The organism is Parapedobacter soli, from assembly GCF_025460835.1.
GTDB lineage: Bacteria > Bacteroidota > Bacteroidia > Sphingobacteriales > Sphingobacteriaceae > Parapedobacter > Parapedobacter soli.
In genome coordinates, this window is sequence record NZ_JAMXAY010000014.1 from 1 (window position 1) to 26,200 (window position 26,200).

Sequence of the window (26,200 nt, forward strand, 5' to 3'; positions counted from 1 at the left end):
GTTATTTGTGAGCCTTGAGTTACCCGCACAGCAACCCCTCACACATACGCAACACGGGCAGCTGCGCACGGTGGTGAACCCTGCCGCAAGCCTGATGCAGCTGGGTGGCGAGGTATCAGTAATCGGCCGGAGGCAATGGGTGGGCATCGAAGGCGCGCCAACGGTATTCTGGGGCAGCGGACATATCGGGTTCGAAGGAATCGGATCGACGGCGGGGCTGAACATCCGGCATGAAAGCCTTGCCGTGGAAAAACTGACCGAAGCGAGTGTGTTTTTCGCCAAGTCGGTCCGGATTTCCGAAAACGAATACCTGGGGCTGTCGCTGAATGCGGGATTCAGCTACCTCGACGGCCGCTTTTCACAGCTGGACCCCATGGATCCGGCGTTCCAGGAGGACATCCGGGAAACGGATGCGTTGGTGGGCTTCGGCGTGATGCTGTACCGCCCGGAGCGCTACTATGTGGGCCTATCGCTGCCCCGATTGATGCTGGGTAACCTCGGGTTGACCGGCGACAGCCGGTATCAATTTACCAACGTTTACCACCTCACCGCCGGGGCGCTCTTCCACCTGGGGCCAGACTTCCAGTTCCGGCCCTCATTACTGGTTACCTACTCCGAAAGTCTGCGGCCACAGGCGGAAGCCTCGGCGATGTTCTTCGTCAAGGAGGTGTTCGGCATCGGCGCAAACGTGCGCACGTATGGGGAGATTGCAGGCATGGCACAATTCAATTTCCCGCGTTTCGGCTTGGGTTACAGCTATCAGTTCAATCCGGGCAGTGAACCATTGAACAGGCGTATCAACAACACAACACACGAAATCGGGCTGAGCTATCGATTTGCCGCGGGTGCCGGACTGCTTTGACGTCGTTGGTCGGGCAGGTGATTACTTTCGTAGAATTTTCTCCATGGCCTTTCCTTTGGCCAGCTCGTCGATCAACTTGTCCAAATAACGGATTTTTTGCATCAAGGGTTCCTCGATTTCCTCGACCCGGTAGCCGCAGATCAGACCCGTGATTTTTGATGCATTTGGATGGATTTGCGGCGCTTGGTTGAAGAACGTTTCAAAGTTGGTTTTGTCGTTGATGTGCTGCGTTAGGCTTCGTTCGTCGTATCCGGTAAGCCAATGGATGATTTCGTCTACTTCAGCCTTGGTTCGGCCTTTCCGCTCGGCTTTGTTAAGGTAATGGGGATAAACACTTGCAAACGACATGTTGTATACCTGCTGTAAATTGTCTGCCTTGTTAGCCATTGATTATCCATTTGATTCAGGTTTAAATTTCCAGATTTTTATTGATATACGCAAATGGTTCCATGTATGGGTGAGGGCGATCGTTGATTAGCTATGAAGTTTTGCTCATGAGCTTTGGAGCGTTGTTAATGAACAACAGCACCTTTTAAACGATAACGGTTCTTCACCGTATCACCTACCGCTTATCCAGCGGAATGTAATCGCGTCTTGTACTACCTGTATAGATCTGCCGGGGACGTCCGATCGGCTCCTTGTTCGCTTTCATCTCTTTCCACTGTGCAATCCAGCCGGGTAAACGTCCCAATGCGAAAAGTACGGTGAACATATCGGTGGGGAAACCCAGTGCCCGGTAAATGATACCCGAATAGAAGTCGACATTAGGGTAAAGCTTCCGGTCTACAAAATACTGGTCTTTCAGTGCTGCCTCTTCCAGTTCTTTTGCGATATCCAATACCGGGTCGTCGATGCCCAGTTTCTCCAGTACATCATCACACGCCTGCTTGATGATTTTGGCTCGGGGGTCGAAGTTTTTGTATACGCGGTGCCCGAAGCCCATCAGGCGGAAAGGGTCTTTTTTATCTTTTGCTTTGGCAATCCACTTGGCACTGTTCCCACCGTCTTTACGGATGTTTTCGAGCATTTCGATAACGGCTTGGTTCGCGCCGCCATGCAAAGGGCCCCAAAGGGCCGAGATACCCGCAGATATGGAAGCATAAAGGTTGGCATTTGAGGAGCCAACGATGCGTACTGTAGATGCCGAGCAGTTCTGCTCGTGGTCGGCATGCAAGATCAGCAGTTTGTGCATGGCGCGGACAACGGCAGGATCTATTTTGGTGTCTTCGGTAATCTGGCCGAAGGTCATGTTCATGAAGTTGTGGACGTAGTTGAGCTCATTACGCGGGTATATTACCGGATGGCCTAGTGATTTCTTATATATCCACGATACGATGGTTGGCATTTTTGCCAACAACTTCATAATAGTCAGATTTTCTTCTTCCTCACTGGGGTTTGGATCGAGCGATTCGGGATAAAAAGCAGATAACGCCCCCACCAGGCAAGAAAGCTGCCCCATGGGGTGCGACTTCGACGGGAAACCGTCAAAGAATTTCTTCATATCTTCGTGGATGAGCGTGTGCCTGCTGATTTTGGCCCTGAAATCTGTCAATGTGTCGGGCGCCGGCAAATCGCCATATATCAGCAAATAGGCCACTTCCAAAAACGTAGACTGCTCCGCAAGCTGCTCAATCGGATACCCGCGGTAGTGCAATACTCCTTTCTCACCATCCAAAAAAGTAATCGCACTTTGCGTGGCACCGGTATTCTTGAAACCGGGATCGAGCGTAACTGCACCCGTTACGTCACGCAGTTTCGAAATGTCGATGGCCTGTTCGTTTTCCGTACCCGTAATGACGGGTAATTCGTGAGATTTACCGTTTATTGATATGGAAGCTTTTTCTGACATATTTTTTTGGATGAAGTGCAAACATAGATAAATTAGCGTTTATATGCAACTTATTATGCCGTAAATGACGCTTAATTTACCTGCATTACGAGGCCCTGTGTAAGGCCTGTCGTTCCTCGTTATCCGTTAAACTGCGACATTGTCAGATCTACGCCGATATTGATGAAGCTATTGATGATTTGGGTGGAGCGGTCGATAAGGGCCGGCAGTTCTGCAAGTTCATCGTCATCGAAACCGCTAAGTACGTAATCGACCTGGCGGCCTTTCGGGAAATCGCTCCCGATGCCGAAGCGGAGCCGTGGGTACCCTTGCCCGCCGCACAATGCCTCGATACTCTTCAATCCATTGTGTCCGGCACTGCTGCCTTTGGGACGGAGCCTGATCTTGCCAAAAGGTAGTGCAATTTCATCGACGATGACCAATACGTCTTGCAAGGGGATTTTTAATTCATGCATCCAATAGTTGACCGCTTTGCCGCTCAGGTTCATGTAGGTGGTGGGTTTGATAAGGTAAACGCTGTTGCCACGCTGGCGGTATTCGGTATAGTAAGCGTATCGTAGGGTGGAAAAACTAGCGTCCGCCTGCTTGGCCAGTTCATCAGCAATCATGAAGCCAATGTTGTGTCTGGTGTCTGCGTATTCGTGGCCGATGTTACCGAGGCCGACAATCAACTGTTTCTTTGAAGCCATATCCGTGCAAACATACAATTATTTGTGTTTTACCAATTAAAAAAGCACCAGCGTGATGGGCTGATGCTCTTCTATTTTTCCTATGTTGATTACCGAACCTTACTTGGTAGCCTTCGCGGCTTCTTGTTCTGCTTGGCGCAACGCACGTGACATGATAACCGATACGATGGTATCGTCACCATTGTTGAGTACTTTGCCGTTTTCAACTTGCACATCCTCCACACGGACGGAACTGCCTACCTCAAGGGTATCGATGTTTACCTCGATGTATTGCGGTAAATTGTTCGGGAGTGCTTTAACGCGTAGGCTGCGGAGTTTTTGGACTAATTTACCACCAACTTTAACCCCGGGTGAAACACCAACAAGTTTGATGGGGATGTTCAACGCAACCTCTTTACCGTCGCTCAGCTCCAGGAAGTCAACATGGCGCACTTGGTCGGTAAGTGGATGGAACTGGGCGTCTTGTAGGATCGCCTTGAATTTTTTACCCTCGATGTCGAGGTCGACGAAATGAACATCCGGTGTATAGATAACCGGCTTCAAATCAGTTGCGGACACAGAAAAGTGGTATTGTTCTTTCCCACCATAGAGTACTGCTGGTACCTTACCTTGGTAGCGCAGCTCTTTCGCGTCGCGTTTCCCTACGTTCTTTCTTGAAGAACCGCTAATAGCAATTGATTTCATTGTTTTTTATTTAAAAAATTGAGGATGCAAAGGTATGCAATGTTTTCATATTTCGAAAACGAATCCGTTAAAGTTTTGTCCGCCTGTAGCTCCACGCTAATTTATAGCGTTAGTCCACTTTGAATAGATTACTGATGGAGCCATGTTCATTGACATTCTTGATCGCACTCGCGAATAGACTGGCTGTTGAAAGCACTTTGATTTTTTCGCTTTGACGTTTCAGAGGGATGGTATCTGTGACAATCAGTTCGGTCAACTGCGATTTTTCGATCGTATCGTAGGCTTCGCCCGAAAGGACGGGGTGGGTACATACGGCGCGTACGCTGGCGGCACCATTTTCCATAATAAGGGATGCCGCTTTGGATAACGTGCGGGCCGTATCGCAGATGTCATCAATCAATACGATATCCTGGCCGGTCACATCGCCGATGATCGACATGGACTCGATTTCGTTTGCCCGTTTGCGCTGCTTGTCGCAGATGACGACTTCGGCGTTGAAATATTTCGCAAATGTGCGTGCGCGGTACGAACCGCCCATATCCGGTGAGGCGATGGTAAGGTTGGGGAGGTTTAGCGACTTGATGTGCGGTACGAAAATCACCGATGCATCCAGGTGATCTACCGGAATGTCAAAAAACCCCTGGATCTGTGCCGCGTGGAGGTCCATGGTCATGAAACGGTGTGCGCCGGCGGCTGTAATCAGGTTGGCGATCATTTTCGCGCCGATGGCCACACGGGGTTTGTCTTTGCGGTCTTGGCGTGCGAATCCGAAATACGGTACTACCGCGGTGATGTAATGTGCCGAGGCTCGCTTGGCAGCATCGATCATTAATAACAGCTCGAACAAGTTGTCGCTCGGCTGGTTTGTCGACTGGATGAGGAACACGTCGCATCCGCGGACCGATTCATTATAGAATGGCTGGATTTCACCGTCGCTAAACCGCGAAACGGTCATTTCGCCGAGGTCTTTGCCGTAGGCGACTGCTATTTTTTTGGCTAATTCGATAGCGCCGGTGCCTGAAAAGAGCTTCACCGGATTGAATTGCAATGGCATGGTGTTGTAGTTGTTTTGAGGGTCAGCAATGGATTGGGGTATTGTAATATTCTTGCGATAAATATACGTTAAAAAATTACGGATTGCCAAGTGACAATCCGTAATTTTCTTTTTGTTGCCCGACCAGGATTCGAACCTAGACAAACAGAACCAAAATCTGTCGTACTACCATTATACTATCGGGCAATCCGAACTGTTTTACCACCCTTTCGAATGGGTTTGCAAATATAGGAGGAAGGAATAATTAATGCAAAAATATTTTGTTTTTTAGTAGAATGCCCTGATTGCATGCACAATGTGTTAAAAATCTAAATATTATGTCGCTCTTATCAGACTATTCTTTATTTTCGGGGCGTGAATTTTCAGGGAACGTACGCGAAAAATGATATGAACTACAATAAAATCAATAACATTTTGGGTTGGGTGTGTGGTTTGATCGCCATGATTGTCTATGTAATGACCGTGGAGCGGACCACCAGTTTTTGGGATACGGGCGAGTTTATCGCTTCCGCTTATAAGATGCAGATCGTACACCAGCCGGGTGCCCCGCTCTTCCTGATGCTACAGAATGTTTTTTCGAACCTTGCTTTCGGCAATCCGGAGCGGATAGCCTATTGGATGAATATTGGTTCGGCTGTATCCAGCGGACTCACCATTTTGTTTTTATTTTGGACCATCACCGCATTAGCAAGGAAAGTGGTATGGAAGCCGGGGACGGAACTTTCCCAAGCAGGGCTAATCCAGATTATGGGTGCCGGAGCGGTCGGAGCATTGGCATATACCTTCACAGATACCTTTTGGTTTTCTGCAGTTGAGTCGGAAGTCTATGCGATGTCGTCACTCTGCACGGCGGTGGTATTCTGGGCCATCCTCAAATGGGAAGCACACGCCGACGAACCCCGTGCAGATAAGTGGTTATTGTTCATTGCGTATATCATGGGGCTCTCCATAGGTGTACACTTATTGAATCTCTTGGCTATCCCAGCCATTGCACTGGTTATTTATTTCCGCCGCACAAAACAAGCTGCCAGTGGAGGGGCTATCAAAGCATTGCTCATCGGCTGTGTGGTGGTAGCCATCGTCTTGTGGGGGATTATCCAATACCTTATTAAGTTTGCCGCTTATTTCGATTTGTTTTTCGTGAACACATTGGGCATGGGCTTCGGTACCGGTGTAGTAGTGTTCGCACTGTTGGTGCTCGGCGGAACGGCGTATGGGATATGGTATTCCATCCAAAAGGTTAAACCGTTGCTTAATATTATCCTCTTATCATTTGCATTCATCTTATTTGGCTACAGCTCATTCACCATGATCCTTATCAGGGCTAAAGCCGACCCGACGTTGAATAACAGCGACCCCGATAATGCATTTTCATTTCTCAGCTACCTCAACCGCGAACAATACGGCGATAACCCCCTTATAAAAGGGCCTTACTTTGATTCGCGACCTATTGATATAAATTACGGAAGTAACATCTACCGTAAGGGTGCGGAAAAATATGAAGTGGCGGGGCGCAACTTCGACTATGTGTACGACCGGGAGACCGTATTCCCGCGTATCCACAGTAGCCGGGAGACGTCGCATCAGCAATATTACCGCAATTACCTGAACCTCGGTGAGAATGAACAGCCGACCTTCGGCGATAACCTGCGTTTCTTCTTCAGCTACCAGGTGGGGCATATGTATGGCAGGTATCTCCTTTGGAATTTCGTAGGCCGGCAGAATGACCAGCAGGGTCATGGCGACTTCACCACTGGCAATTGGATCAGCGGCATCAAGTTTGTCGACCAATTGCATGTGGGTGGACAGAATGCACTACCCGAATCATTGAAGTCTGACCCCTCGCACAACCGCTTTTATTTCTTGCCACTCATATTGGGGCTGATCGGTGCCTTCTGGCATTTCAAACGCCGTCAGAAAGACGCTGGTGTGGTGGGCTTATTGTTTTTCTTCACCGGATTGGCAATCGTGCTTTACCTCAACCAAAACCCACTGCAGCCCCGGGAGCGCGACTATGCGTATGCGGGATCATTTTACGCATTTGCCATTTGGATCGGCTTGGGAGTGATCGGTATCAGCGAATGGCTAAAGAAGCTCAACGGGAAAGCTGCCGCGTGCGTGGCAACGGCCATCGGTCTGCTGGCCGGGCCTATTATCCTTGCCAACGATGGTTGGGACGACCATGACCGTTCGCAAAAATACCTTGCCCGCGACATCGCCAAAAACTACCTGGAGTCTTGTGCGCCTAATGCTATTTTATTTACTTATGGTGATAACGATACCTACCCGCTGTGGTACGCACAGGAGGTAGAAAATGTTCGCCCAGATGTGAGGGTGGTAAACCTAAGCTTGCTCAGCGCTGATTGGTACGTACGCCAGATGACGAAGAAGGTGAACGAGGCCGACGGGCTACCGATCAACATCCCTGAGGAAAAGTACGTAAAAGGGGTGCGCGATGTTATTTATTATCAGGATGCCAAAATCCCCGGGGCAGTGGAATTGAAAGACATCGTGGCACTCATGCTTTCGGACAACCCGAACGATAAGCGGCCGATGCAAAGCGAACAGCCGGAAAATTTCCTGCCTACCAAAAACTTGCGGTTAACAATCGATAAGGAAGCTGTTATCGGAAATGATGTGGTGCCGGAAGCCTGGCAGGACAGTATCACAGACGTTATGCAGTGGACGTATAACCGAAATTACGTATCGCGGGCAGAATTGGCTATTATGTCGATTTTGGTCAACAATAAATGGGAGCGGCCGGTTTATTTCGCCAGTACGGTTCCGAGTGAAAACTTCATGGGACTGGACGACTATCTCGTTTCAGAAGGGTTTGCCCTTCGGCTGATGCCGATAGCTATGCAGCCCAATACGTCGCAGGGGCTGGTGAATGCGGAAGCGGTCTATGACAATGCGATGAACAAATATGTGTGGGGCAATATCAAGGATGCTTCATATATCGATCCGGAATCCTATCGGATGATTAGCTTGATATTGAATAATATATATGCTATGCCAGCCGAAGCACTCATCGCATCCGGTAAAAAGGAGCAGGCAAAAGAACTGTTGAACAATGCTTTGGAGTACATGCCGGAACGTATTTACCGCATTATGGACTCGTACGGATATTCGTTCGTCGCAGAGAACCTGTATGCCGTCGGGGAGAACGACAAGGCGAATGCGCTGATTGAGCGGAATGTCGATTACTTGGCAGGCCAGCTCCAATACTATGCCGCAATAGCCGAAACCAAGCCGAACTTGGAGATGCAGAATATCCAATCCAGTATGTTTACCCTGAATCGGTTCGCAGCAGCAGCGCAAGAAAATGGCGAGGATGAGTTGGCAGCGCGCGTATCGGATGTTTTCAGCCAATATGAGACACGTTTTTTCGGCGGATTGCCGACTAGCCCATAGTTGATCCGGTATTGAGGAGGGCGTCGGGGCCTAGCCGACATAGCGGCTGGAGGGGAAGTGGCGGGGTATTACGGGCCCGGGAACCGGTTGTGTTCGACGTAGATGGCCGACTGTGGGACCGGCTGCCATGGCGTGAAAAATATCCCTGTAGCAGCCCTATTAGTGAAAAAAATATAGTAGTTTTGCACCCGTATCCCGTGTTCAATTTGAAAGTTCAGCTCAGATGAAACGATCCATTTTATTGGAAGGCCAAAAGTTCCAAATTACCATCCAGCGGCTGTGCCACCAGTTGATCGAAAACCACGGTGATTTTTCCGATTCCGTTATTGTTGGCATCCAGCCCCGTGGTATCTACTTGGGCCGCCGGATTGTTGAAGAGTTACAGCAGATACCTGGTTTGCCGAATATTGCTTACGGCGAACTGGATATCACTTTTTTCCGCGATGATTTCCGGCGGAAAGATAGTGGCTTGCTTGTGCCCAGCAGTACAAATATGGATTTTATCGTAGAAGGGAAAAAGGTCATTCTGATGGATGACGTGCTGTGGACAGGGCGTACCATACGTGCTGCCATGGATGCATTGCAGGCATTTGGCCGGCCGGAGAAGATCGAGTTATTGGTATTGGTAGATCGCCGGTTTTCAAGGCAGCTACCCATTGAACCCGACTACATCGGCATCCAAGTGGATTCCATCGACTCGCAGCGGGTGATTGTCAGCTGGAATGAAGTGGATTCGTACGATCGGATTGAATTATTGACAGAAAGGAATAATTAGCGCCATCAAAGCGATGGTGCCTCGGATAAAAAATGACAGCATCACCAAGGCAACTGAGTACCAATCATCTGTTGGGAATCAAGGATCTCCAGGCGACCGATATCGAACTTATTTTCGAGACTGCCGACAATTTCAAGGATGTTCTTAACCGGCCGATCAAAAAAGTACCTTCATTACGTGATATCACGATAGCGAATGTGTTTTTCGAGAACTCCACCCGTACGAGGCTGTCTTTTGAATTGGCTGAAAAGCGGTTGTCTGCAGATATCATCAACTTTGCGGCGTCCTCTTCGTCGGTAAGCAAGGGTGAAACGCTTATTGATACGGTGAATAACATATTGGCCATGAAGGTGGATATGATCGTGATGCGCCACCCATACCCCGGTGCCGGTGTTTTCTTGAGCAAACACGTGAACGCCCAGCTGGTGAATGCGGGCGACGGTGCCCACGAACACCCGACACAAGCCTTGCTGGATGCGTTCTCGATCCGGGAGCGGCTTGGAGACGTAGCGGGTAAGAAAGTTGCTATTATCGGGGATATCCTCCATTCACGCGTGGCATTGTCTAACATCCTGTGCCTGCGTAAATTGGGTGCGGAAGTGATGGTGTGTGGACCTACCACTTTAATACCCAGGTATATCGGTTCTTTAGGGGTGAAGGTAGAATATGACTTGCTCGCAGCATTGAAATGGTGCGATGTGGCGAATATGCTACGTATCCAGTTAGAACGGCAGGATATTGCATATTTTCCGTCGTTGCGGGAATACTCCATGCTTTATGGTCTGAATAAAAAAATACTCGATTCGCTCGATAAGGAAATTACCATCATGCACCCGGGGCCGATCAACCGCGGAGTGGAAATCACGAGTGACGTAGCCGACAGCCACCATTCCATTATTTTAGATCAGGTGGAAAACGGGGTTGCTATCCGAATGGCTGTGCTATACCTCCTCGCTGGTAAGCGAGGATAGGGCGCCGCAGTACGTTATCAACATTTGTGGACAACTTTTGAGGAAAACTCTAGCGTTTCCCGCTAATTTAGCGGGTTAAATTGGGTGAGGTGTATTTTATGGCCCTAACTTTGCATAAAAAATAGAAACAGTAGCATAATTTGACGGCATGTTTAATCGGATTTATCAGTTAGTTGTTGCGTTCAGTTTGGTTTCGTCGGTTGCGTTAGCGCAGCAAAGTGCCTGGCAGGAAGTGAACCAGGCATACAAAACGGGGATGGAGTTGTTTGAGAAAGGGAAATATGCGGCTGCCGCTAAACATTTTGATCAGGTAGAAGCTATCCGGATAAAGTCGACATTGCAACAGGATGAACATGTCGAATTGTCCCTGCTGAAAGAAAACGCTCGTTTTTACCAGGCTATATGTGCTTTGGAACTTGGCGAATCGGATGCGGAGAGCCAATTCTTGCGTTATATCAAAGATTACCCGGCAAGTGCCAATGCTAAAGCCGCTTACTTCCAAGTGGGGCGATCATATTTTGCCAAGAAAGATTACGAGCGCGCACTCGAGTGGTTTACCAAATTGGATAGCCGGAACCTGGCTGGCTTGGAGAGTAAAGAATTCCGGTATAAGATGGCGTATTCGTATTTCATGACGGACGATTACGATTCGGCGAAACCACTCTTCGGACAACTGAAGGATGAAGGCGGTATATACCAGGAAGCATCTATCTACTACTATGCTTATTTATGCTACCTGGACCGGGAATTCAAGGTTGCGCTGGCAGAGTTTGAAAAACTGAAAGGTTCGAAAACGTACGAAGCAACGTACCCGTATTACATTACAGCGCTTTATTACCTTGATAACCGGTATGACGACGTACTAGATTATGCGTTGCCGATTTTGGAGCAGACTAAACAGGCCCACGAGACCGACATGTTCCGTATTATAGCAGCTACCTATTTCGCTAAAAACGATTTTGAAAACGCATCTGCATACTACGATAAATTCCAAGCGGACGACCGTGGCCGGACCCAGAATAATCAGGATAGCTACCAGATTGGGTACATCGCATACAAAACGGGCGATTATGAGCGTGCGATTTCGGAATTGGAGAAAATGGAAGAACCGGATGCTTATTATCAAAGCGCGATGATCGCATTGGGCGACGCATTCTTGAAAACAGGTAATAAACAAAGCGCACGCAATGCATTTTTCAGGGCCTCGAAGCTCGACTTTGATCCCGCGCTGAAGGAAGAGGGGTTGTTCAACTATGCAAAACTGTCGTCCGAGCTTGAGTTTCACCAGGTGGCGTTGGAAGCAGCCAAGGAATACTTAGACACTTACCCTAATACGAGAAGACTGGAAGAGGCAAAAACGCTATACGCCGAAACGCTTCTCGGCACCAGTAACTACCGTGCCGCGGTGGATATCCTTGAATCTATTAAAGACCGGGGGCCGGAGGCCGATGCTGCCTATCAGCGGGTTACGTATTACCGGGGGCTCGAATTCTATAATGAACGCGCTTTCGAGAACAGCATCTCCCTGTTCATGAGGTCAGAACAATACCCTATCGATGCACGTATCGAAGCGTTGGCGACCTATTGGAAAGCGGAGGCGATGTATGAGGTGCGCAAATATGGCGAATCGGTCCAGGCGTTTTCGCGTTTCCTAAGGATGCCTGCTGCCCGCCAAACGGATGTATACAGTTATGCAAATTATGCGTTGGCTTATGCCGCGTTCCGTAACAATAGTTTCAATACCGCCGCCAATTACTTCGAGCGTTTCCTTTCAACCGGTGGGAATGCTATCGAGACCAACGTGCGCAATGATGCGATTGCCCGGTTGGGCGACTCGTATTTTTCGATGCGCAATTACAGTCGGGCGATGCAGTATTATGACCGGTTGATTAACAGTAAGGCCCAAAGCCAGGACTATGCGCTCTTCCAGCGTGGTATTATCCAGGGACTGCAGGGCAACAACGAGGCGAAACTTAGTACATTGCGGGCCGTAGTGGAGCAGTTTCCGAATTCCAATTACGCCGACGATGTTGCCTTTGAGGTGCCATACACCTATTTCACGATGGGCGATTATGAAACGGCCATCGATGGTTTGCAACGGATGATCGAGCAGTATCCCCGCAGTAGTTATGCACCGCGTGCACTGATGACGATCGGCCTTGTGCAGTATAACAACGACGAGACGGAGGCAGCCATGGCTACGTTCAGGAAGGTAGTGGAGGAGCATTCTACTACCGATGAAGCCCGGCAGGCCCTGCGTTCCATCGAAAACATCTACCTGGAGCGTGGGGATGCCTCGGGATACATCAATTACGCTACAAGCGCCAATATCGGTGACCTCTCCAAAGAGGAGCAGGACAATCTTTCCTTCCAAGCGGCACATACATTGTTTGCCAGAGGAGAGTATCAGGGAGCGGTGGAAGCCATCAATGCTTACTTTGATAAATTCCCGAATCCGCTCCGGGAAAAACATGCACGGTACATCCGGGGCGTAAGTTACTATCGGACAGGCCACCCGAAAGAGGCATTGCACGACCTCAATATCATCCTGAATGATTGGACCAGCCAATACACAGAAAACACACTGCTCACGGTATCTGAACTATACCTTGGGTTGGAACAATACAATGAAGCTATTGTACATTTGAAGAAACTGGAGCTGACGTCTGAATACAAGGCGAACTATGGCTACGCGGTAAACAACCTGATGCTGTGCTACGACAAAATCGGCGATATGGAGCAGGTCGTTAAGTACGCGGATTTGATCAAGGCTTACGATCGTTCGTCGGAAGAGGATATCGCCAAGGCACACCTGTATACTGCCCGGGCTTTACTAAGGAAAGGTGATGTGGCGCCTGCGATGAAGGAGCTCAACCTTGCTGCGTTGAAGAGCCAAACGGTGACTGGTGCCGAAGCACGGTACCGCGTTGGCCAGTTGCAATATGAAGCGGGCGATTATGACAAGGCCATCGAATCAGCTTTCGATGTCATCAATAACCTGGGCTCTTATGAATATTGGGTGGCCAAAAGCTTTATCCTCCTTGCGGATGCATATGCCGGCAAGGGCGACGACTTTCAGGCAAAGAGCACTTTGGAGAGTATCATCGAGAATTACGAAGGAGAGGATGATATCATCCCGGCGGCCAAGGAACGGCTGGCTAAGTTGAACAGTAAAGGATAAGAGTTTAAACAAGCGATGATAACGCGAGGACCGATCGGCTATAGATATTTGCTTACCGGGGCTTTTTCGGCCTTGCTCGCAATAACTTATGCGCAGGAAGGGGAGAAACAGGATCCCGTTACGATCGATTCTATCGACGTGGTACGCGACTACCGCCCGATGCTGGAGGATGCTGTGAAGGTTCGCCGGAGCCCGGACATGGGCATGGACCGGCAAACACTGGAGACCGAGCTGCGATGGAGTGTCGCCACTGCCTATTTCGTAAAGAGCAAATTCAGAAAACCGTATTACAGTAGATTGCTTGAGCGGCACCCCGATGCAGCGCCAGACAATATCGATAACTACCGGATCGGATACATGGCCTACGAGAACGGTGAATATGAACGGGCAGCTGCCATTTTGAAGCAATTGGAGGAGTCGGATGCCTTTTACCAGGGCTCATTGATAGCGTTGGGTAATATCTACATGGCAGCCGGAGATAAATATGCCGCACAGGATGCGTTTGTCAAGGCATCGGAACTGGACTTTGACCAAGCATTGAAAGTGGATGGCCTGTTTAATTACGCTAAGCTTTTGTTTGAAGCGGATTCCCCGCGGGTTGCCTTGGAAGCCGCCCGCGAATATGTCACTCAGGTACCCTTGGCTGCGGCGCCGGATAGTGAAAAAACGGAAACCCCCGAGACCCTGCTGGCAGAAATCTTGCTAGGCACGAGCAATTTCGAGGCTGCCGTGAATATGCTGGAATTAATCAACAACAGGGATAGGGACGGTGATATGATCTACCAAAAGGTGGCATATTACCGTGGACTGGAATTCTACAATGAGCGAGCATTTGAAAACAGTATTTCCTTGTTTATGAGGTCGGAAGGATTCCCTATCGACCCATTGATAGCTGCCCTGGCTACCTATTGGAAAGCGGAGGCGATGTACGAAGTACGGAAGTATAGGGAAGCGGTGGAGGCATTTTCCCGTTTCCTCCGGATGTCCGCGGCGCCTGAAACGGAAGTGTACGTTTATGCCAACTATGCACTGGCGTATGCGGCATTCCGCAGTAGTAACTTTGACACCGCGGCCAATTATTTCGAGCTCTTTTTGTCGGCCGGTAAAAGTTCGATGGAAGAGAATATACGAAATGACGCTATGGCGCGTTTGGGGGATTCGTATTTATCCTTACGCAATTACGGGCGGGCAACCCAGTATTATGATCGGTTGATTAGCACCGGGGCGCCAAATCAGGACTACGCCCTGTTCCAACGCGGGATTATCCAAGGACTGCAAGGTGACAACCAGGAAAAGATGAATACACTGCGGTCGGTTACCGAGCAATTTCCGAATTCGAATTATGCCGACGATGTGGCCTTTGAAATACCGTATACCTATTTCGTGATAGGCGACTATGATACAGCCATTTCGGGGTTGCGGCAGATGATTGAAAAGTATCCGCGCAGTAGTTATACCCCCCGCGCATTGATGACAATAGGCCTGGTGCAATATAATAAGGGCGACAGTGAAGCAGCAATGGCTACATTTAATAGGGTAGTAGCAGAGTATTCCACCACAGATGAGGCCCGCCAGGCACTACGCTCCATCGAAAATATATACCTGGACAGCGGAGATGCGTCGGGATATGTCGACTATGCGACGAGCTCGAACCTCGGAGACCTGACGAATGCTGAAAAGGATAATCTGGCATTTAGGGCAGCCCAGACGCTGTTCTCCCGGAAACAATACCAGGCAGCAGTAGAAGCTGTAAATGCTTATTTTGACAAATTCCCCAATCCTGCACAAGAGAAACACGCCCGTTACATCCGAGGAGTGAGCTTATACAACGCTGGCTATCCGGAAGATGCACTGCACGACCTGAATATCATCTTGAACGATTGGACCAGCCCGTATACCGAAAAGACGCTGCTTGCGGTAGCAGATTTATATCTCGGATTGGAACAGTATAATGAGGCCATAGTGCATCTCAAAAAATTGGAAATCACATCGGAATACAAAGCGAGCTATGGGTATGCCCTGAATAACCTCTTGGTGTGCTACTATGAAATCGGGGATACCGAACAAGTACTCAAATACGCAGAATTGATTAACGCGTATGATGGATCGGCTGAGGAAGATATTGCCAGAGCCCATCTCTATACCGGTTATGTATTGCTCCAAGCGGATGATCCAGCGAAAGCAACGAAGGAGTTGAATCTTGCAGCGTTGAAGAGCCACGAATCGGTCGGCGCTGAAGCGCAATACAATATCGCCCGTTTGCAATACGAAGCCAAAAGATACGACAAGGCAATCGAAAGTGCCTTCGACGTGATTAACGATCGGTCGCAGTATGACTACTGGGTAGCGAAAAGCTTTATCCTGCTTGCCGATGCCTATGCCGGAAAAGGCGATAGTCTGCAGGCAAAAAGTACCTTGGAGAGTGTCATCGGAAATTATGAGGGTGAAGATGACATTATCCCAACGGCCGAGGAGCGTTTACAGATGTTTAACAATAAGTGATAGGAGTTTTTACGGATTATGATCTTTCAGGAATCAATACGATATCGGTTTTTATTCACCACTGTTCTGTGTGGGGTAGTACTGGTTGGATACACACAGGAGGTAACGCAACGGGATGAGCGGCCCGCTACCATCGACTCCATTGACGTGGTACGCGACTACAGGCCGATTTTGGCCGATGCCGTAAAGATTCGGCAGAGTCCCGACATGACCAATAAGAGGCAATACCAACCCGATTTTAGCTATAGCATCATCGATAAAAAACTCGACATCAATACCGGTACGAAACGGTTGACCATCCAGGAGATGCCCTTTTCACGTACCCAGCAATTGACAAATAATTATGTCAAATTCGGAGCGGGAAACCTTGGAACCATTTTAGGGGAGGTGTACCTTAGTTCGGATTACTGGGTGGATACGCGAGTGGGGGGGTATGTGAAGCATTTGAATCAACAAGGCACATTTGAAGAGCAGAAATTCTCATCGCAACACTTGGGGGTGTTCGGCCGCACAGTGTACGGTCCCATCACGCTCGATGGTGAAGTGGGCTTCAAACGGTACGGTACACGGTTTTATGGCACGGTGGCGGATGCGGATGGTACATCGCTTAACGTCAGCCCGGCTAAGCAGGCATTCAACGATATTTATTTTACGGGGGAGATAACCAGTAACTACGACGACCAAGCGACAGATGCCCTTGTTTATTCAGCGAAAGCAGATGCTTATATCTACAGCAATGCCTTCGAAACAAAGGAAAACTCCTTTGCATTGGCAGGTTACATCAACAAACAGATCAATGCATTTAACGTCGGTCTCAATGTATCGGGAGACTTCACAACGGTAAAAGATGCGTCTTACAACCTTGCTAACCATATCGGCCGTGTCAATCCATATATCCGCTTCCAAGGCCCCAATTACAACATCACGTTAGGCGCCAATTTCGTCGCGGAATTCGGCGACTCCTCACGGACCAATATTTTCCCTTCTGCGGAGGTGGATTTCGCATTGGTTCCGAAATATGCACACCTTTTCGGAGGGATTGGTGGAGATGTGAACAAAACGTCGTTCAAGACACTCTCCGGCGAGAATCCGTGGCTGGCAGCATTGGGAAGTTCAAATGATATCCGCAATGCAGTTGACCGTATGTACGTGTTTGGTGGTATCAAAGGGAATGCCGGCGCAACGTTCGGCTATAAGGTAAAAGCGTTATACCGCCGCGTTGAGGGGATGCCTTTTTATGCTATTGCTCCCGGCAGACCGTATGAGTTCAATCTTTTGTATGAAAGCGGCGAAAACGCCAGTACCGTTATTGGGTTGGAGGGTGAGTTGAATGTCCGTATCTCGGAAGTGGTAACCGTTGGCGGCCGGGTGAACTTCAATGAGTTTGACCTCCAGCAGCAGGAAGAGGCATGGTATACACCGAAGATGCGGATGGCTGCCAATGCCCGTTTCAATATCAGCGATAAACTTTATATCGACGGTGAGCTCCTGTTCCAGGGGCAGACCTACGGGCTGGTGCCCGACGGTAATATTGATTTGTCGGATTATGCCATTACAGAAGTAGGGACCACGGGCATGCGTAAAGCGACTATCCCTTCTTTTGCAGACTTGAGTGCCGGAGCGGAGTACCGTGCTACCGACCGCATTGGGATTTATGTGCGGCTGAATAATATGCTGGGTGCTAATTACGAACGATATCTATTCTACCCCCGTTTGGGCCTGAATGTAATCGGCGGTATTAATTTTTCATTTTGACGTTGTGCGTCGAAGGTGTTAGCTTTGTAGGAGCTTGATTGAGCAAGAAGTGAGAATATGAATTTGGGTGTGAGTATTGCGAGTCTGTTGAGGCGGTACCCAGCGGTAGACGTGCCAGGCATCGGTGTCTTCAAGAGGACCCGTTACCCGGCTTCGTACGACTCCGATCGGTCTACCTTTAATCCACCGGTTGAACACATAGAGCTCGTGGCCGACCAGCCTGCCCATGGGTTTCCTATTACTACCTACTTGAAGGCACAGCAGCAGGTGGATGAGGCAACGGCTGTGGCCATGCTGGAAGCCTCGGTCAATACATTGATGGACACCATCAGCCGGAATGGTGAGGCGCTCTTAGAGGGGCTTGGACACCTGTTTGCTGACGGTGCCTCATTCGTATTCAAGCCATTTGAGGCTAACGGATTAGTTATGGAACCGGTTGCTGCCCCGTTGCCGCCAGACGGTGAGACATTGGATACGGAGCATGCTGGGGAGGTGATAGGCGCCGAATTGATAGGTGCAGATAGCGAAGAAGAACCGGTAGTTCAGCCCGAAGAGACCGAAGCAAATGAAGCTGGCATTCCCGTGAAGCGGCGGAGCCCGTGGATTATGGCAGCAGCGGTCGTGGTAGCACTGTTGATCGGAGCGGGCTTGGTATGGTATTATCAACCGGCCGGGTTTGGTAGTATCATCGCTGGCGATGTAGTCGAACACGGGGCTGGTAGACCAGACGAAGTAAAGCCAGTTATCTCCGGTCTCGGGAATGATTCGGTGGAAGTTGCAGATACTGCGCAGTTAACAGCCATGGCAATCGACGCTGATTCGGTTCAGGTAAATACCAAACCCGAGGTCAATAGCATACCAGCTGAGCCATCGGTAACCTATGAGATTATCGTTGGATCATTTGCTACGATGCGGCAGGCAGATAAATTTGTGGCAGAAATGAAGGCGAAAGGATACGACCTGCATGCAATCGACAGCCGGATGCCGGGTAACCGTAAGAAAATTAGTTGGGGATCATTTGCCACGGAGGAGGAAGCCTACAAGGAATTGGCGCGGGTGCAAAAAACATTTGAACCCGGAGCTTGGATAGCGAAGATAGAACATCAATAACAAATACATAATAATTAAAACAATACAGGAACATCATACGACGATTTATGTTACTTTTACAGCAAGACACCATTTATCCGCTAGATACATTGGCGGGCGCAGCGCAGCAGACGGTAGAACTAGCAAACGAGAAAATAAGCCTCATCGGCTTGCTTTTCAAGGCGGGCTGGATCATGATCCCACTGTCGCTTTTGCTTTTCGCTACACTTGTGGTATTTATCGAACGCTACATCACGATTAAAAAGGCCTCGAAATATGATCCGAGCCTGATGTCGCATGTCAAACAAAGTGTGCTTTCAGGACGCCTGGACTCGGCGTTGTCGGTTTGCAGGGCTAGCAACAGTGCATTGGGCAGGATGCTTGAGAAAGGGTTGGTACGTATCGGTCGGCCTATCAAAGACATAGAGGGCGCTATAGAGAACGTTGGTAAGCTCGAGGTTGGCAGGTTGGAGAAAAACCTTAATATACTAAGTATCATCGCCGGTGTTGCGCCGATGTTGGGTTTCGTGGGAACAATTTTCGGTGTGATCATTATCTTCCGCGACGTGGAAGCGGCCGGAGGCATCGACATTGCTAGTGTGTCGGGGGGACTGTACGTGAAGATGATTGCTTCAGCTGCCGGACTTACAATCGGTATCTTGGCATTTGCTGGTTACCATTGGTTGAATACCATGCTCGAACGCCTGATTCTCCGCATCGAAACAGATGCCATTGAATTTGTTGACTTATTGGATGAACCCGGCTCATAAACCTTGTTTTACGAATGAACTTAAGAGCGAAGCGAAATAAATCGGAGGTAAGGGTTTTTACGGATTCCCTGAACGACATCATGTTCTTCCTGATGTTGTTTTTCCTGTTGGCGTCGGCGGTTTCAAATCCGCAGGTGGTGAAGCTGCTATTGCCGCGTTCGAGTGCAGGCGAACAATCCGTAGCGAAGAAGACGATTACGGTATCGGTTACCCAGGATTTGAAATACTACCTCGATAAAGAGGAGGTGCCCTATGAGAACTTGATGAGTGCGATACAGGCATACGTGCAGCCGGGTGAAGAGCTTACCATCATGCTTTATGCAGACAGCACGGTGCCTATCCAAAATGTGATATCGGTTATGGACGTGGCCAATAAGTTGAGAATTAGGCTCGTATTGGCTACCGAACCGTTGCGCGAATGAGTTCGGATTTATGGAATTCAGTGAGGTTTAGCATCCTACAGGAAACGTAAAAGATAAGGAGATAAGATGGGTTACTATCATTTACAGGAAGAAAATAACTACCCCAAAGCGTTGTGGATATCCAGCGGCATCATGGGTGGGTTATTGATTCTCAGTTTCATCATTATGATCGGTTCGGCCTTCCCTGAGATCGGAACCGGGGGTATCATCGTGAACTACGGTACTTCGGACGTCGGGATGGGCGACGATTACATGACAGTCGATGATGCTTCGATGGATCCCAATGCCAATAATGTGCGGCCCGACAAGATTGACCCGCAGCAGGAGATTCAGGAAACGCCATCGCAGCAGGTTACCGAGCAAAGTGTGGCGACACAGGATATGGAAGATGCACCGGCGGTGGTTGCCAATGAACCTAAAAAGGCCAATGCAGCCGAAGCAACCGCTACGAAGGAAGAAAGTAAACCAGCGATCAATCCCAATGCGCTTTACACCGGGAAGCGAAACAATTCAACGGGTAGGGGAGACGGTACCGGTACAGAGGCCGGCAACCAGGGCAGCAACCAAGGCGACCCGCTTGCGTCCAATTACGGCGAAGGCGGGTCGGGCGATGGCGATATCGGGCTCTCCATCCAGAATAGGGGGTGGGCTGTGCCGCCCAATATCGAAGACAACGGGCAGCAGGCCGGAGTTGTAATGGTGGAAGTGCGTGTGGCACGGGATGGCCGGATAACCTTTGCCCGGGTGAGTTTGAAGGGAACAACCCTGACCGATAAAGCCTTATGGGATAAATGTGAACGTGCGGTGAGGAACGCCCGGTTTAACGAAATTGAGCGCGCACCACGCGAGCAACGTGGACTGATACCATTCCGGTTCAGGTTGAAATAGGGATTTAATTTAAACAAGCCTAATCCGCAATGAATTACGAGGAAGCGGTTGAATGCCTCTACGCGCAACTTCCCATGTTTACACGGGATGGCACTTCCGCATTGAAAAAAGATCTCACCAATACGTATCGGCTTTGCGAGGCCTTGGGTAACCCCCATGAGCGGTTTAAATCGGTTCACATAGCAGGTACCAACGGTAAGGGGTCTACCTCGCACATGCTGGCGGCTGCCCTGCAACAAACAGGCTATAAGATAGGTTTATATACGTCTCCCCATTTATTGGATTTCCGAGAACGTATCCGTGTGAATGGCTCAATGATCCCCCGGACCTGGGTCGCAGAATTTGTCGATTCGCAGCAATCGTTGATTGAAACTATCAAACCTTCGTTTTTTGAAGTTACGGTAGCCATGGCATTTGCTTATTTCGCAAACCAGGGGGTGGATATCGCTATCGTGGAAACAGGATTGGGAGGCCGGTTAGATTCCACGAATGTCATCACACCGTTGCTGGCTATCATTACAAATATCGGTTATGACCACACCGCTATATTAGGGAATACATTACCTGAAATAGCCGCCGAAAAAGCTGGGATCATCAAGTCAGGGGTACCTGTGATTGTTGGTGAAAAACAGCAGCCGGCAGTGGCGGAGGTCTTTGAATGCGTGGCAGGAGATAAGCGCAGTAGGTTGGTGTTCGCAACTGAACAGTGGCATGTAGATAATTTAGGCCGCGATGGACAATACCTTGATCTACGTGCTACGCGGCATCAATCAGCCGAACAGACAACCTACACACTGGATCTGACCGGCATGTACCAAGCTAAAAATCTACCTGCAGTGCTGTGTGCCATCGATGAATTAAGGCAGCAGGGGTTTTCCATCCCCGCTAACGATGTGAAGTACGGGCTGGCACATGTACAGCAGCTTACCGGTCTGATGGGGCGCTGGCAGACGTTGGCGACTGGTCCCCTGGTCATCTGCGATACCGGCCACAATGTGGATGGTTGGCGGGAAGTTTTGGCTAACATTGCCTCCACCCCGTATCTATCCCTCCGCATGGTCATCGGCGTGATGCGCGATAAGGATTTGGATCACATGCTGCCCATGCTGCCAAATGATGCCCATTATTATTTCTGCCAGGTTGCCATGCCTAGAGCACTTCCTGCGGGAGAGCTGTGTGCGATTGCTTCCCAATATGGATTGCAGGGCCAAGCATTTGCTACGGTGGCTGAGGCCGTTGAAGCAGCGGAGCGCTCGGCATCGCCCCAGGACTTGGTATTTATCGGCGGAAGTACGTTTATAGTAGCCGATGCCTTATTAGCTAGGCAATACAATTCCTGAGTTGTGATTAACTGTTACGCGGTAAGCTCCCCACGGATATTCTGTTCGGCCCAATAAGCCACATCACGTTGCTGTTTGAACTCCCCTTGCAGGTACATCAATTTGGTTACCGCGGCCTCGAATGTCATGTCGTACCCACTGATCACACCCATTTCCTTCAGGTATTTACTGGTTTCATAACGTCCAAGTTCTACGCTGCCAACCTTGCATTGTGAGATATTGAGGATGTTTTTGCCTCCACGGATGGCTTGGTCGATAAGGTCGAGGAACCATCGGTTGGTTGTGGTATTACCCGAACCGAACGTTTCCATGATGACCGACCGGGCAGGCGATTCCAGTACGGCGCGCACCACCTCGGGGCTGATACCGGGATATAATTTGAGTACAGATACAGAATTGTCGAGCTGGGTGTGCAGTATGAATTCCTTGCCACTATTGTCGAGTAGCGCATCGCGGTTGTATTTAAGGTGTACGCCTGCCTCTACAAGTACGGGGTAATTAGGTGAACGGAATGCTTCGAATTTGGCCGAATTGTATTTGAATGACCGGTTGCCACGGAAGAGCTTGTTGTCGAAGAAAATACATACTTCATGGATGAGCGACTTGTCCTTTTTCTTTGCCGATGCCAACTCCAATGCAGTGATTAGGTTTTCCCGGGCGTCGGTGCGGATTTCGCCTATGGGTAGCTGGGAGCCGGAGAGGATAACCGGCTTCTGCAGCCCCTCAAGCATGAAACTCAACGCAGAAGCTGAAAAGGCCATCGTATCTGAGCCGTGTAGAATAACAAACCCGTCGTAGGCGTCATAGTGCTCCTTGATGATATTTGCCATTTCAACCCATATAGCTGGTTGCATATTAGACGAGTCTATGATGGGGGTGAACGAATGTACCGTGAGGTTATAATTGAGCCGGGCCAATTCGGGGATGTTTTTTGCAATCAGGTCGAAGTCGAAAGGCATGAATGTATCATTCCGTTCGTCTTTGACCATCCCGATGGTACCGCCCGTATAGATTACGAAAACATTGTTCATTTAAATACTGAATATCCGTTTAGCATTTTCCGTGGTTGCCGCTGCTACTTCTTCAATGGATATCCGATGTAAATCGGCTATCTTCTGTGCAATATAAAGTAGGTAACTGCTTTCATTTTTCTTTCCCCGGTGTGGTACGGGTGGGAGGTAGGGTGAATCGGTTTCGAGCACTAAGTAGCGGAGGTCGAGGTTGGCTACCACGGCATCGAGCCCAGCATTCTTGTAAGTCACCACACCGCCGATACCGAGGTGGAGTCCGAGATCTATGGTGCGCTGTGCCTGTTTGGCATCACCCGTGAAGCAGTGCAATACTCCGGTCAAGCGGCCATCCTGCACCTCTTCCAATAGTTCAAATAACTCGTCAAACGCATTACGGCAGTGGATAGAGACCGGTAGTCCCAATTCTTTCGCCCAACCTGTTTGGATGCGGAATGCTTGTTGCTGCAGGGGGAGTGTCGATTGATCCCAATGCAGGTCGATACCTATTTCACCGATACCGTATATTTTATGGGCTGTTAGCGCTTTTTCAATCACATCCAACTCGTCGCGGTAGTCTTCCTTTACATCGCATGGATGCAGGCCCATCATCGCATAACAATTATCGGGGAATGCCGACACCGTACCCATTACTTTACTGATCGATTCACGATCAACATTTGGAAGCAGGCAATACCGTACCCCATTTTTGAAACAGCGCTGCATTTGGGCGTCCAATTCAGCAGTGCCGTATAGATAATATAAGTGGGTATGTGTATCTACAAGCTCCATAGTTAATTGTGGTATGGTGCAAACTTAGCTAACTCGCCTTTTAAAACCAAGGGTGTGCAGTCTTAATGCAAAAAACGCCCTCCGTGTCGGGAGGGCGTCTGTTTTCCTGTTATTCCTGGGTGTTTTCCTGTGCTGTTGAATCCGGTGCGGTGGGTTTCAGGATATCGATAAGTTCGATATCGAATACCAGTGGGGCAAACGGTGGAATTACACCGCGGCCGTCACCGCGCTCACCGTACCCGAGTTCGGATGGGATGATGAGCTTCGCTTTGGTGCCTTTGGGTAGTAAAAGTAGGCCTTCGTCCCAACCGGGAATAACTTGGCGGACGCCTATAGCGAATTTCGCCGGCTCATAGGGGCGCATTGCATTATATATTTTGTGCTCCTCGGCTACTTCCTTAATGGATGTGTCGAACACTTCACCTGTGGCCACCAATGCACCCGTATAGTTTACCTGTACGGTATCGCCGGCCACCGGTTTTTCACCGGTTCCTTCTTCGGTGATAATATATTGCAAACCGGAAGCTGTTGTCAACGGCTCAAGGTTGTTTTTTCCGATATAGCTTGTTATTTTTCCCTCTTCCGATGCTTTCAGTTTCTCAATTTCACCGTCGAAATAAGTATTCACCTCTGCATACAATGCGCTATCAGTAAGATCCCCTTTTTTGAAGTGTTTATTTACCTTGACATTGAAGGTTACGTATTTATCGGCAAAATCGGGCTTAGGTTGCATCGTTTTTGCCGCCATCGTGTCAAGATCGAGCTTGAAGATGGCACTGTCGCCTTCGCCAAGCATTTTGAACATTGAGTTATAGTCGCCCGGATAGAGTCCGGGGAGCGAATCGGCTGCGATGTTGACAATCTGGGGCAGTCCGATTTTGTATGTGCTGGAAAGCAGCGAATCCCGGTCCGTTGTTACGGTCAGGTTCACGGAAAGCAGGTCGCCCGTTTGCGCTTTGGGCTGGCCGTTGTCTTTCACAATCCTGTATTGCAAGCCGCCGTCGCCTTTCTCGAACTGCTGGCAGGCGCTACCCATTATCGTGACGGCAAGCCCTAAACTAAAAATTGATTTCTTCATGTTTTGACTGTGATTAATTATTGTATTAAACGTGTTTTATACTCGGGTAATAGTGATTTGAATTTTTTTACGACGGTTTGTAGCGGTTCATTTGAGTTTCCACCTGCTGCATTACGGTGCCCGCCGCCGTTGAAGTGGTCTCTGCATACCTCGTTGCAAGGAAAGTCGCCCACCGACCGCAGTGAGAGTTTAACCTGGTCAGTTCGATCGATAATCAATGCGGCAAGTTTGATGCCACTAATCGCGAGCGCATAGTTTACCAAACCTTCCGTGTCGCCGGTGGTGATATTGTACCTGGTAAGGTCTTCTCGAGACACACTGAATAGCGCTGTACGGTACTCGTGTAACACTTGGAGCCGGTTTTCCAAACAGAATCCGAGGAATTTTAGTCGAGCCTCGGTGTAGCTATTGTATACGTGTTCATGTATTTCCCAGTTTTTAGCGCCCTGTGCGATGAGGTCAGCCGCAATCAGGTGTACCAAAGAGGTAGTGGTCTGGAAGCGGAAAGAGCCCGTATCGGTCATGATTCCTGTATAAAGGCAGGTGGCTATCTCCGGTGTAATGCCATTGTGGTCGTCCATAGCATTGACGATGAAATCATAGACCAATTGTGCTGTTGCGGCGGCTCCGCTGTCCCAATGCCGATAATCGTCAAACCCCTCGGGGTCCAAATGGTGGTCGATCATGATTTTCAGCGCGGATGCGGCTCGTACGCTATCCGCCATGGCATGGATACGCGGCAATCCATTGAAATCGAGGCACCATATCATATCAGCGGCCGCGATACGGGCATCGCTGCTTTCTCTAGCTTCTGTATATATGATTACATCTTGCCGGCCAGGCATCCAGTCCAGGAATGTCGGGAAGTCCGACGGTACAATTACATTGACGGCATGCCCCTTGGCTTTCAGCCAATGATACATTGCCAACGATGAACCTAAGGCATCTCCGTCGGGTTTGTGGTGCGTGGTGACAACAATCTGCTTCGGTTTGGCGAGTTCCTCCCTAAGCGCTTCCGGTGTAAACATTCAACTGCTAAAAGGTTGCAAACCTACTATAAAAAATCCGATTATCGAAT

At 49.3% G+C, this 26,200-nt stretch carries 21 protein-coding genes and 1 tRNA gene; 12 read left to right on the forward strand and 10 right to left on the reverse strand.

The features are described from left to right. On the forward strand, positions 1–862 hold an 862-nt coding region (locus tag NGM62_RS08140; protein WP_262247029.1), incomplete at its 5' end, for a PorP/SprF family type IX secretion system membrane protein. 21 nt (positions 863–883) lie between these two features. Here NGM62_RS08140 and NGM62_RS08145 read toward each other — a convergent pair. The 6 genes from NGM62_RS08145 to NGM62_RS08170 all read right to left on the reverse strand — a co-directional run bounded on the left by NGM62_RS08145 (position 884) and on the right by NGM62_RS08170 (position 5,324). Beyond that, positions 884–1,249: a DUF2200 domain-containing protein gene (locus NGM62_RS08145; protein WP_262247030.1), complete on the reverse strand. Its 366-nt coding sequence runs from the start codon at positions 1,247–1,249 to the stop codon at positions 884–886. A gap of 175 nt (positions 1,250–1,424) precedes the next feature. Further along, positions 1,425–2,711 carry a citrate synthase gene (locus NGM62_RS08150; RefSeq protein WP_262247031.1) on the reverse strand — a complete coding sequence of 429 codons (1,287 nt, stop codon included), beginning with the start codon at positions 2,709–2,711 and terminating at the stop codon, positions 1,425–1,427. A gap of 119 nt (positions 2,712–2,830) precedes the next feature. Next, positions 2,831–3,400 (reverse strand): aminoacyl-tRNA hydrolase, encoded by a 570-nt coding sequence (gene pth / locus NGM62_RS08155; RefSeq protein ID WP_262247032.1) that lies wholly within the window; start codon positions 3,398–3,400, stop codon positions 2,831–2,833. A 99-nt stretch (positions 3,401–3,499) separates the two neighbouring features. Then, the gene (locus NGM62_RS08160; RefSeq protein WP_262247033.1) at positions 3,500–4,084 is read right to left on the reverse strand and encodes a 50S ribosomal protein L25/general stress protein Ctc; all 585 of its coding nucleotides are present in this window, start codon (positions 4,082–4,084) and stop codon (positions 3,500–3,502) included. Between the two features lie 109 nt (positions 4,085–4,193). Then, the gene (locus NGM62_RS08165) at positions 4,194–5,138 is read right to left on the reverse strand and encodes a ribose-phosphate pyrophosphokinase (RefSeq protein WP_262247034.1); all 945 of its coding nucleotides are present in this window, start codon (positions 5,136–5,138) and stop codon (positions 4,194–4,196) included. 115 nt (positions 5,139–5,253) lie between these two features. After that, positions 5,254–5,324, reverse strand: a tRNA-Gln gene (locus tag NGM62_RS08170). Positions 5,325–5,525: 201 nt separating this feature from the next. On the opposite strand from NGM62_RS08170, the gene NGM62_RS08175 reads away from it, so the two are divergent. The 11 genes from NGM62_RS08175 (at position 5,526) to NGM62_RS08225 (ending at position 22,245) form a co-directional block, all read left to right on the forward strand. Continuing rightward, positions 5,526–8,552: a glycosyltransferase family 117 protein gene (locus NGM62_RS08175; RefSeq protein WP_262247035.1), complete on the forward strand. Its 3,027-nt coding sequence runs from the start codon at positions 5,526–5,528 to the stop codon at positions 8,550–8,552. 223 nt (positions 8,553–8,775) lie between these two features. Further along, complete coding sequence (gene pyrR, locus NGM62_RS08180) at positions 8,776–9,327, forward strand: bifunctional pyr operon transcriptional regulator/uracil phosphoribosyltransferase PyrR (RefSeq protein WP_262247036.1); 552 nt, start codon at positions 8,776–8,778, stop codon at positions 9,325–9,327. Positions 9,328–9,359: 32 nt separating this feature from the next. After that, the gene (locus NGM62_RS08185) at positions 9,360–10,298 is read left to right on the forward strand and encodes an aspartate carbamoyltransferase catalytic subunit (protein ID WP_262247037.1); all 939 of its coding nucleotides are present in this window, start codon (positions 9,360–9,362) and stop codon (positions 10,296–10,298) included. A gap of 148 nt (positions 10,299–10,446) precedes the next feature. Beyond that, entirely contained in the window at positions 10,447–13,479 is a 3,033-nt protein-coding gene (locus NGM62_RS08190) for a tetratricopeptide repeat protein (RefSeq protein WP_262247038.1), read from the forward strand. Between the two features lie 15 nt (positions 13,480–13,494). Further along, positions 13,495–15,981 (forward strand): tetratricopeptide repeat protein, encoded by a 2,487-nt coding sequence (locus NGM62_RS08195; protein WP_262247039.1) that lies wholly within the window; start codon positions 13,495–13,497, stop codon positions 15,979–15,981. Positions 15,982–15,999: 18 nt separating this feature from the next. Continuing rightward, positions 16,000–17,736 carry a hypothetical protein gene (locus tag NGM62_RS08200; RefSeq protein WP_262247040.1) on the forward strand — a complete coding sequence of 579 codons (1,737 nt, stop codon included), beginning with the start codon at positions 16,000–16,002 and terminating at the stop codon, positions 17,734–17,736. Positions 17,737–17,805: 69 nt separating this feature from the next. After that, a complete protein-coding gene (locus tag NGM62_RS08205; protein ID WP_262247041.1) occupies positions 17,806–18,846 on the forward strand; it encodes an SPOR domain-containing protein in 1,041 nt (346 codons plus the stop codon). A 47-nt stretch (positions 18,847–18,893) separates the two neighbouring features. Beyond that, positions 18,894–19,595, forward strand: coding sequence for a MotA/TolQ/ExbB proton channel family protein (locus NGM62_RS08210; RefSeq protein WP_262247042.1), 702 nt, complete (start codon positions 18,894–18,896; stop codon positions 19,593–19,595). Positions 19,596–19,609: 14 nt separating this feature from the next. Further along, a complete protein-coding gene (locus NGM62_RS08215) occupies positions 19,610–20,017 on the forward strand; it encodes an ExbD/TolR family protein (protein ID WP_262247044.1) in 408 nt (135 codons plus the stop codon). 66 nt (positions 20,018–20,083) lie between these two features. Beyond that, positions 20,084–20,905 carry an energy transducer TonB gene (locus NGM62_RS08220; RefSeq protein WP_262247045.1) on the forward strand — a complete coding sequence of 274 codons (822 nt, stop codon included), beginning with the start codon at positions 20,084–20,086 and terminating at the stop codon, positions 20,903–20,905. A 29-nt stretch (positions 20,906–20,934) separates the two neighbouring features. Beyond that, positions 20,935–22,245 (forward strand): bifunctional folylpolyglutamate synthase/dihydrofolate synthase, encoded by a 1,311-nt coding sequence (locus NGM62_RS08225; RefSeq protein WP_262247046.1) that lies wholly within the window; start codon positions 20,935–20,937, stop codon positions 22,243–22,245. A 14-nt stretch (positions 22,246–22,259) separates the two neighbouring features. On the opposite strand, the gene NGM62_RS08230 is transcribed toward NGM62_RS08225, so the two are convergent. From NGM62_RS08230 to NGM62_RS08245, 4 genes are all read right to left on the reverse strand, one after another. Further along, positions 22,260–23,276 (reverse strand): asparaginase, encoded by a 1,017-nt coding sequence (locus NGM62_RS08230; RefSeq protein ID WP_262247047.1) that lies wholly within the window; start codon positions 23,274–23,276, stop codon positions 22,260–22,262. After that, the gene (locus NGM62_RS08235; RefSeq protein ID WP_262247048.1) at positions 23,277–24,044 is read right to left on the reverse strand and encodes a TatD family hydrolase; all 768 of its coding nucleotides are present in this window, start codon (positions 24,042–24,044) and stop codon (positions 23,277–23,279) included. A 109-nt stretch (positions 24,045–24,153) separates the two neighbouring features. Then, positions 24,154–25,122: an FKBP-type peptidyl-prolyl cis-trans isomerase gene (locus tag NGM62_RS08240; protein ID WP_262247049.1), complete on the reverse strand. Its 969-nt coding sequence runs from the start codon at positions 25,120–25,122 to the stop codon at positions 24,154–24,156. A 17-nt stretch (positions 25,123–25,139) separates the two neighbouring features. Next, positions 25,140–26,150: a DHH family phosphoesterase gene (locus tag NGM62_RS08245; protein ID WP_262247050.1), complete on the reverse strand. Its 1,011-nt coding sequence runs from the start codon at positions 26,148–26,150 to the stop codon at positions 25,140–25,142. Between the last annotated feature and the right edge of the window lie 50 nt (positions 26,151–26,200).

Excerpts from the sequence above, each read along its gene's own strand:
- NGM62_RS08150 (WP_262247031.1), bottom strand. The coding sequence starts at position 2,711 with ATGTCAGAAAAAGCTTCCATATCAATAAACGGTAAATCTCACGAATTA.
- pyrR (WP_262247036.1), top strand. The coding sequence starts at position 8,776 with ATGAAACGATCCATTTTATTGGAAGGCCAAAAGTTCCAAATTACCATC.
- NGM62_RS08165 (WP_262247034.1), bottom strand. The coding sequence starts at position 5,138 with ATGCCATTGCAATTCAATCCGGTGAAGCTCTTTTCAGGCACCGGCGCT.
- NGM62_RS08215 (WP_262247044.1), top strand. The coding sequence starts at position 19,610 with ATGAACTTAAGAGCGAAGCGAAATAAATCGGAGGTAAGGGTTTTTACG.
- NGM62_RS08175 (WP_262247035.1), top strand. The coding sequence starts at position 5,526 with ATGAACTACAATAAAATCAATAACATTTTGGGTTGGGTGTGTGGTTTG.
- NGM62_RS08210 (WP_262247042.1), top strand. The coding sequence starts at position 18,894 with ATGTTACTTTTACAGCAAGACACCATTTATCCGCTAGATACATTGGCG.
- NGM62_RS08225 (WP_262247046.1), top strand. The coding sequence starts at position 20,935 with ATGAATTACGAGGAAGCGGTTGAATGCCTCTACGCGCAACTTCCCATG.
- NGM62_RS08160 (WP_262247033.1), bottom strand. The coding sequence starts at position 4,084 with ATGAAATCAATTGCTATTAGCGGTTCTTCAAGAAAGAACGTAGGGAAA.
- NGM62_RS08245 (WP_262247050.1), bottom strand. The coding sequence starts at position 26,150 with ATGTTTACACCGGAAGCGCTTAGGGAGGAACTCGCCAAACCGAAGCAG.
- pth (WP_262247032.1), bottom strand. The coding sequence starts at position 3,400 with ATGGCTTCAAAGAAACAGTTGATTGTCGGCCTCGGTAACATCGGCCAC.
- NGM62_RS08240 (WP_262247049.1), bottom strand. The coding sequence starts at position 25,122 with ATGAAGAAATCAATTTTTAGTTTAGGGCTTGCCGTCACGATAATGGGT.
- NGM62_RS08230 (WP_262247047.1), bottom strand. The coding sequence starts at position 23,276 with ATGAACAATGTTTTCGTAATCTATACGGGCGGTACCATCGGGATGGTC.
- NGM62_RS08195 (WP_262247039.1), top strand. The coding sequence starts at position 13,495 with ATGATAACGCGAGGACCGATCGGCTATAGATATTTGCTTACCGGGGCT.
- NGM62_RS08190 (WP_262247038.1), top strand. The coding sequence starts at position 10,447 with ATGTTTAATCGGATTTATCAGTTAGTTGTTGCGTTCAGTTTGGTTTCG.
- NGM62_RS08200 (WP_262247040.1), top strand. The coding sequence starts at position 16,000 with ATGATCTTTCAGGAATCAATACGATATCGGTTTTTATTCACCACTGTT.
- NGM62_RS08235 (WP_262247048.1), bottom strand. The coding sequence starts at position 24,044 with ATGGAGCTTGTAGATACACATACCCACTTATATTATCTATACGGCACT.
- NGM62_RS08220 (WP_262247045.1), top strand. The coding sequence starts at position 20,084 with ATGGGTTACTATCATTTACAGGAAGAAAATAACTACCCCAAAGCGTTG.
- NGM62_RS08185 (WP_262247037.1), top strand. The coding sequence starts at position 9,360 with ATGACAGCATCACCAAGGCAACTGAGTACCAATCATCTGTTGGGAATC.
- NGM62_RS08145 (WP_262247030.1), bottom strand. The coding sequence starts at position 1,249 with ATGGCTAACAAGGCAGACAATTTACAGCAGGTATACAACATGTCGTTT.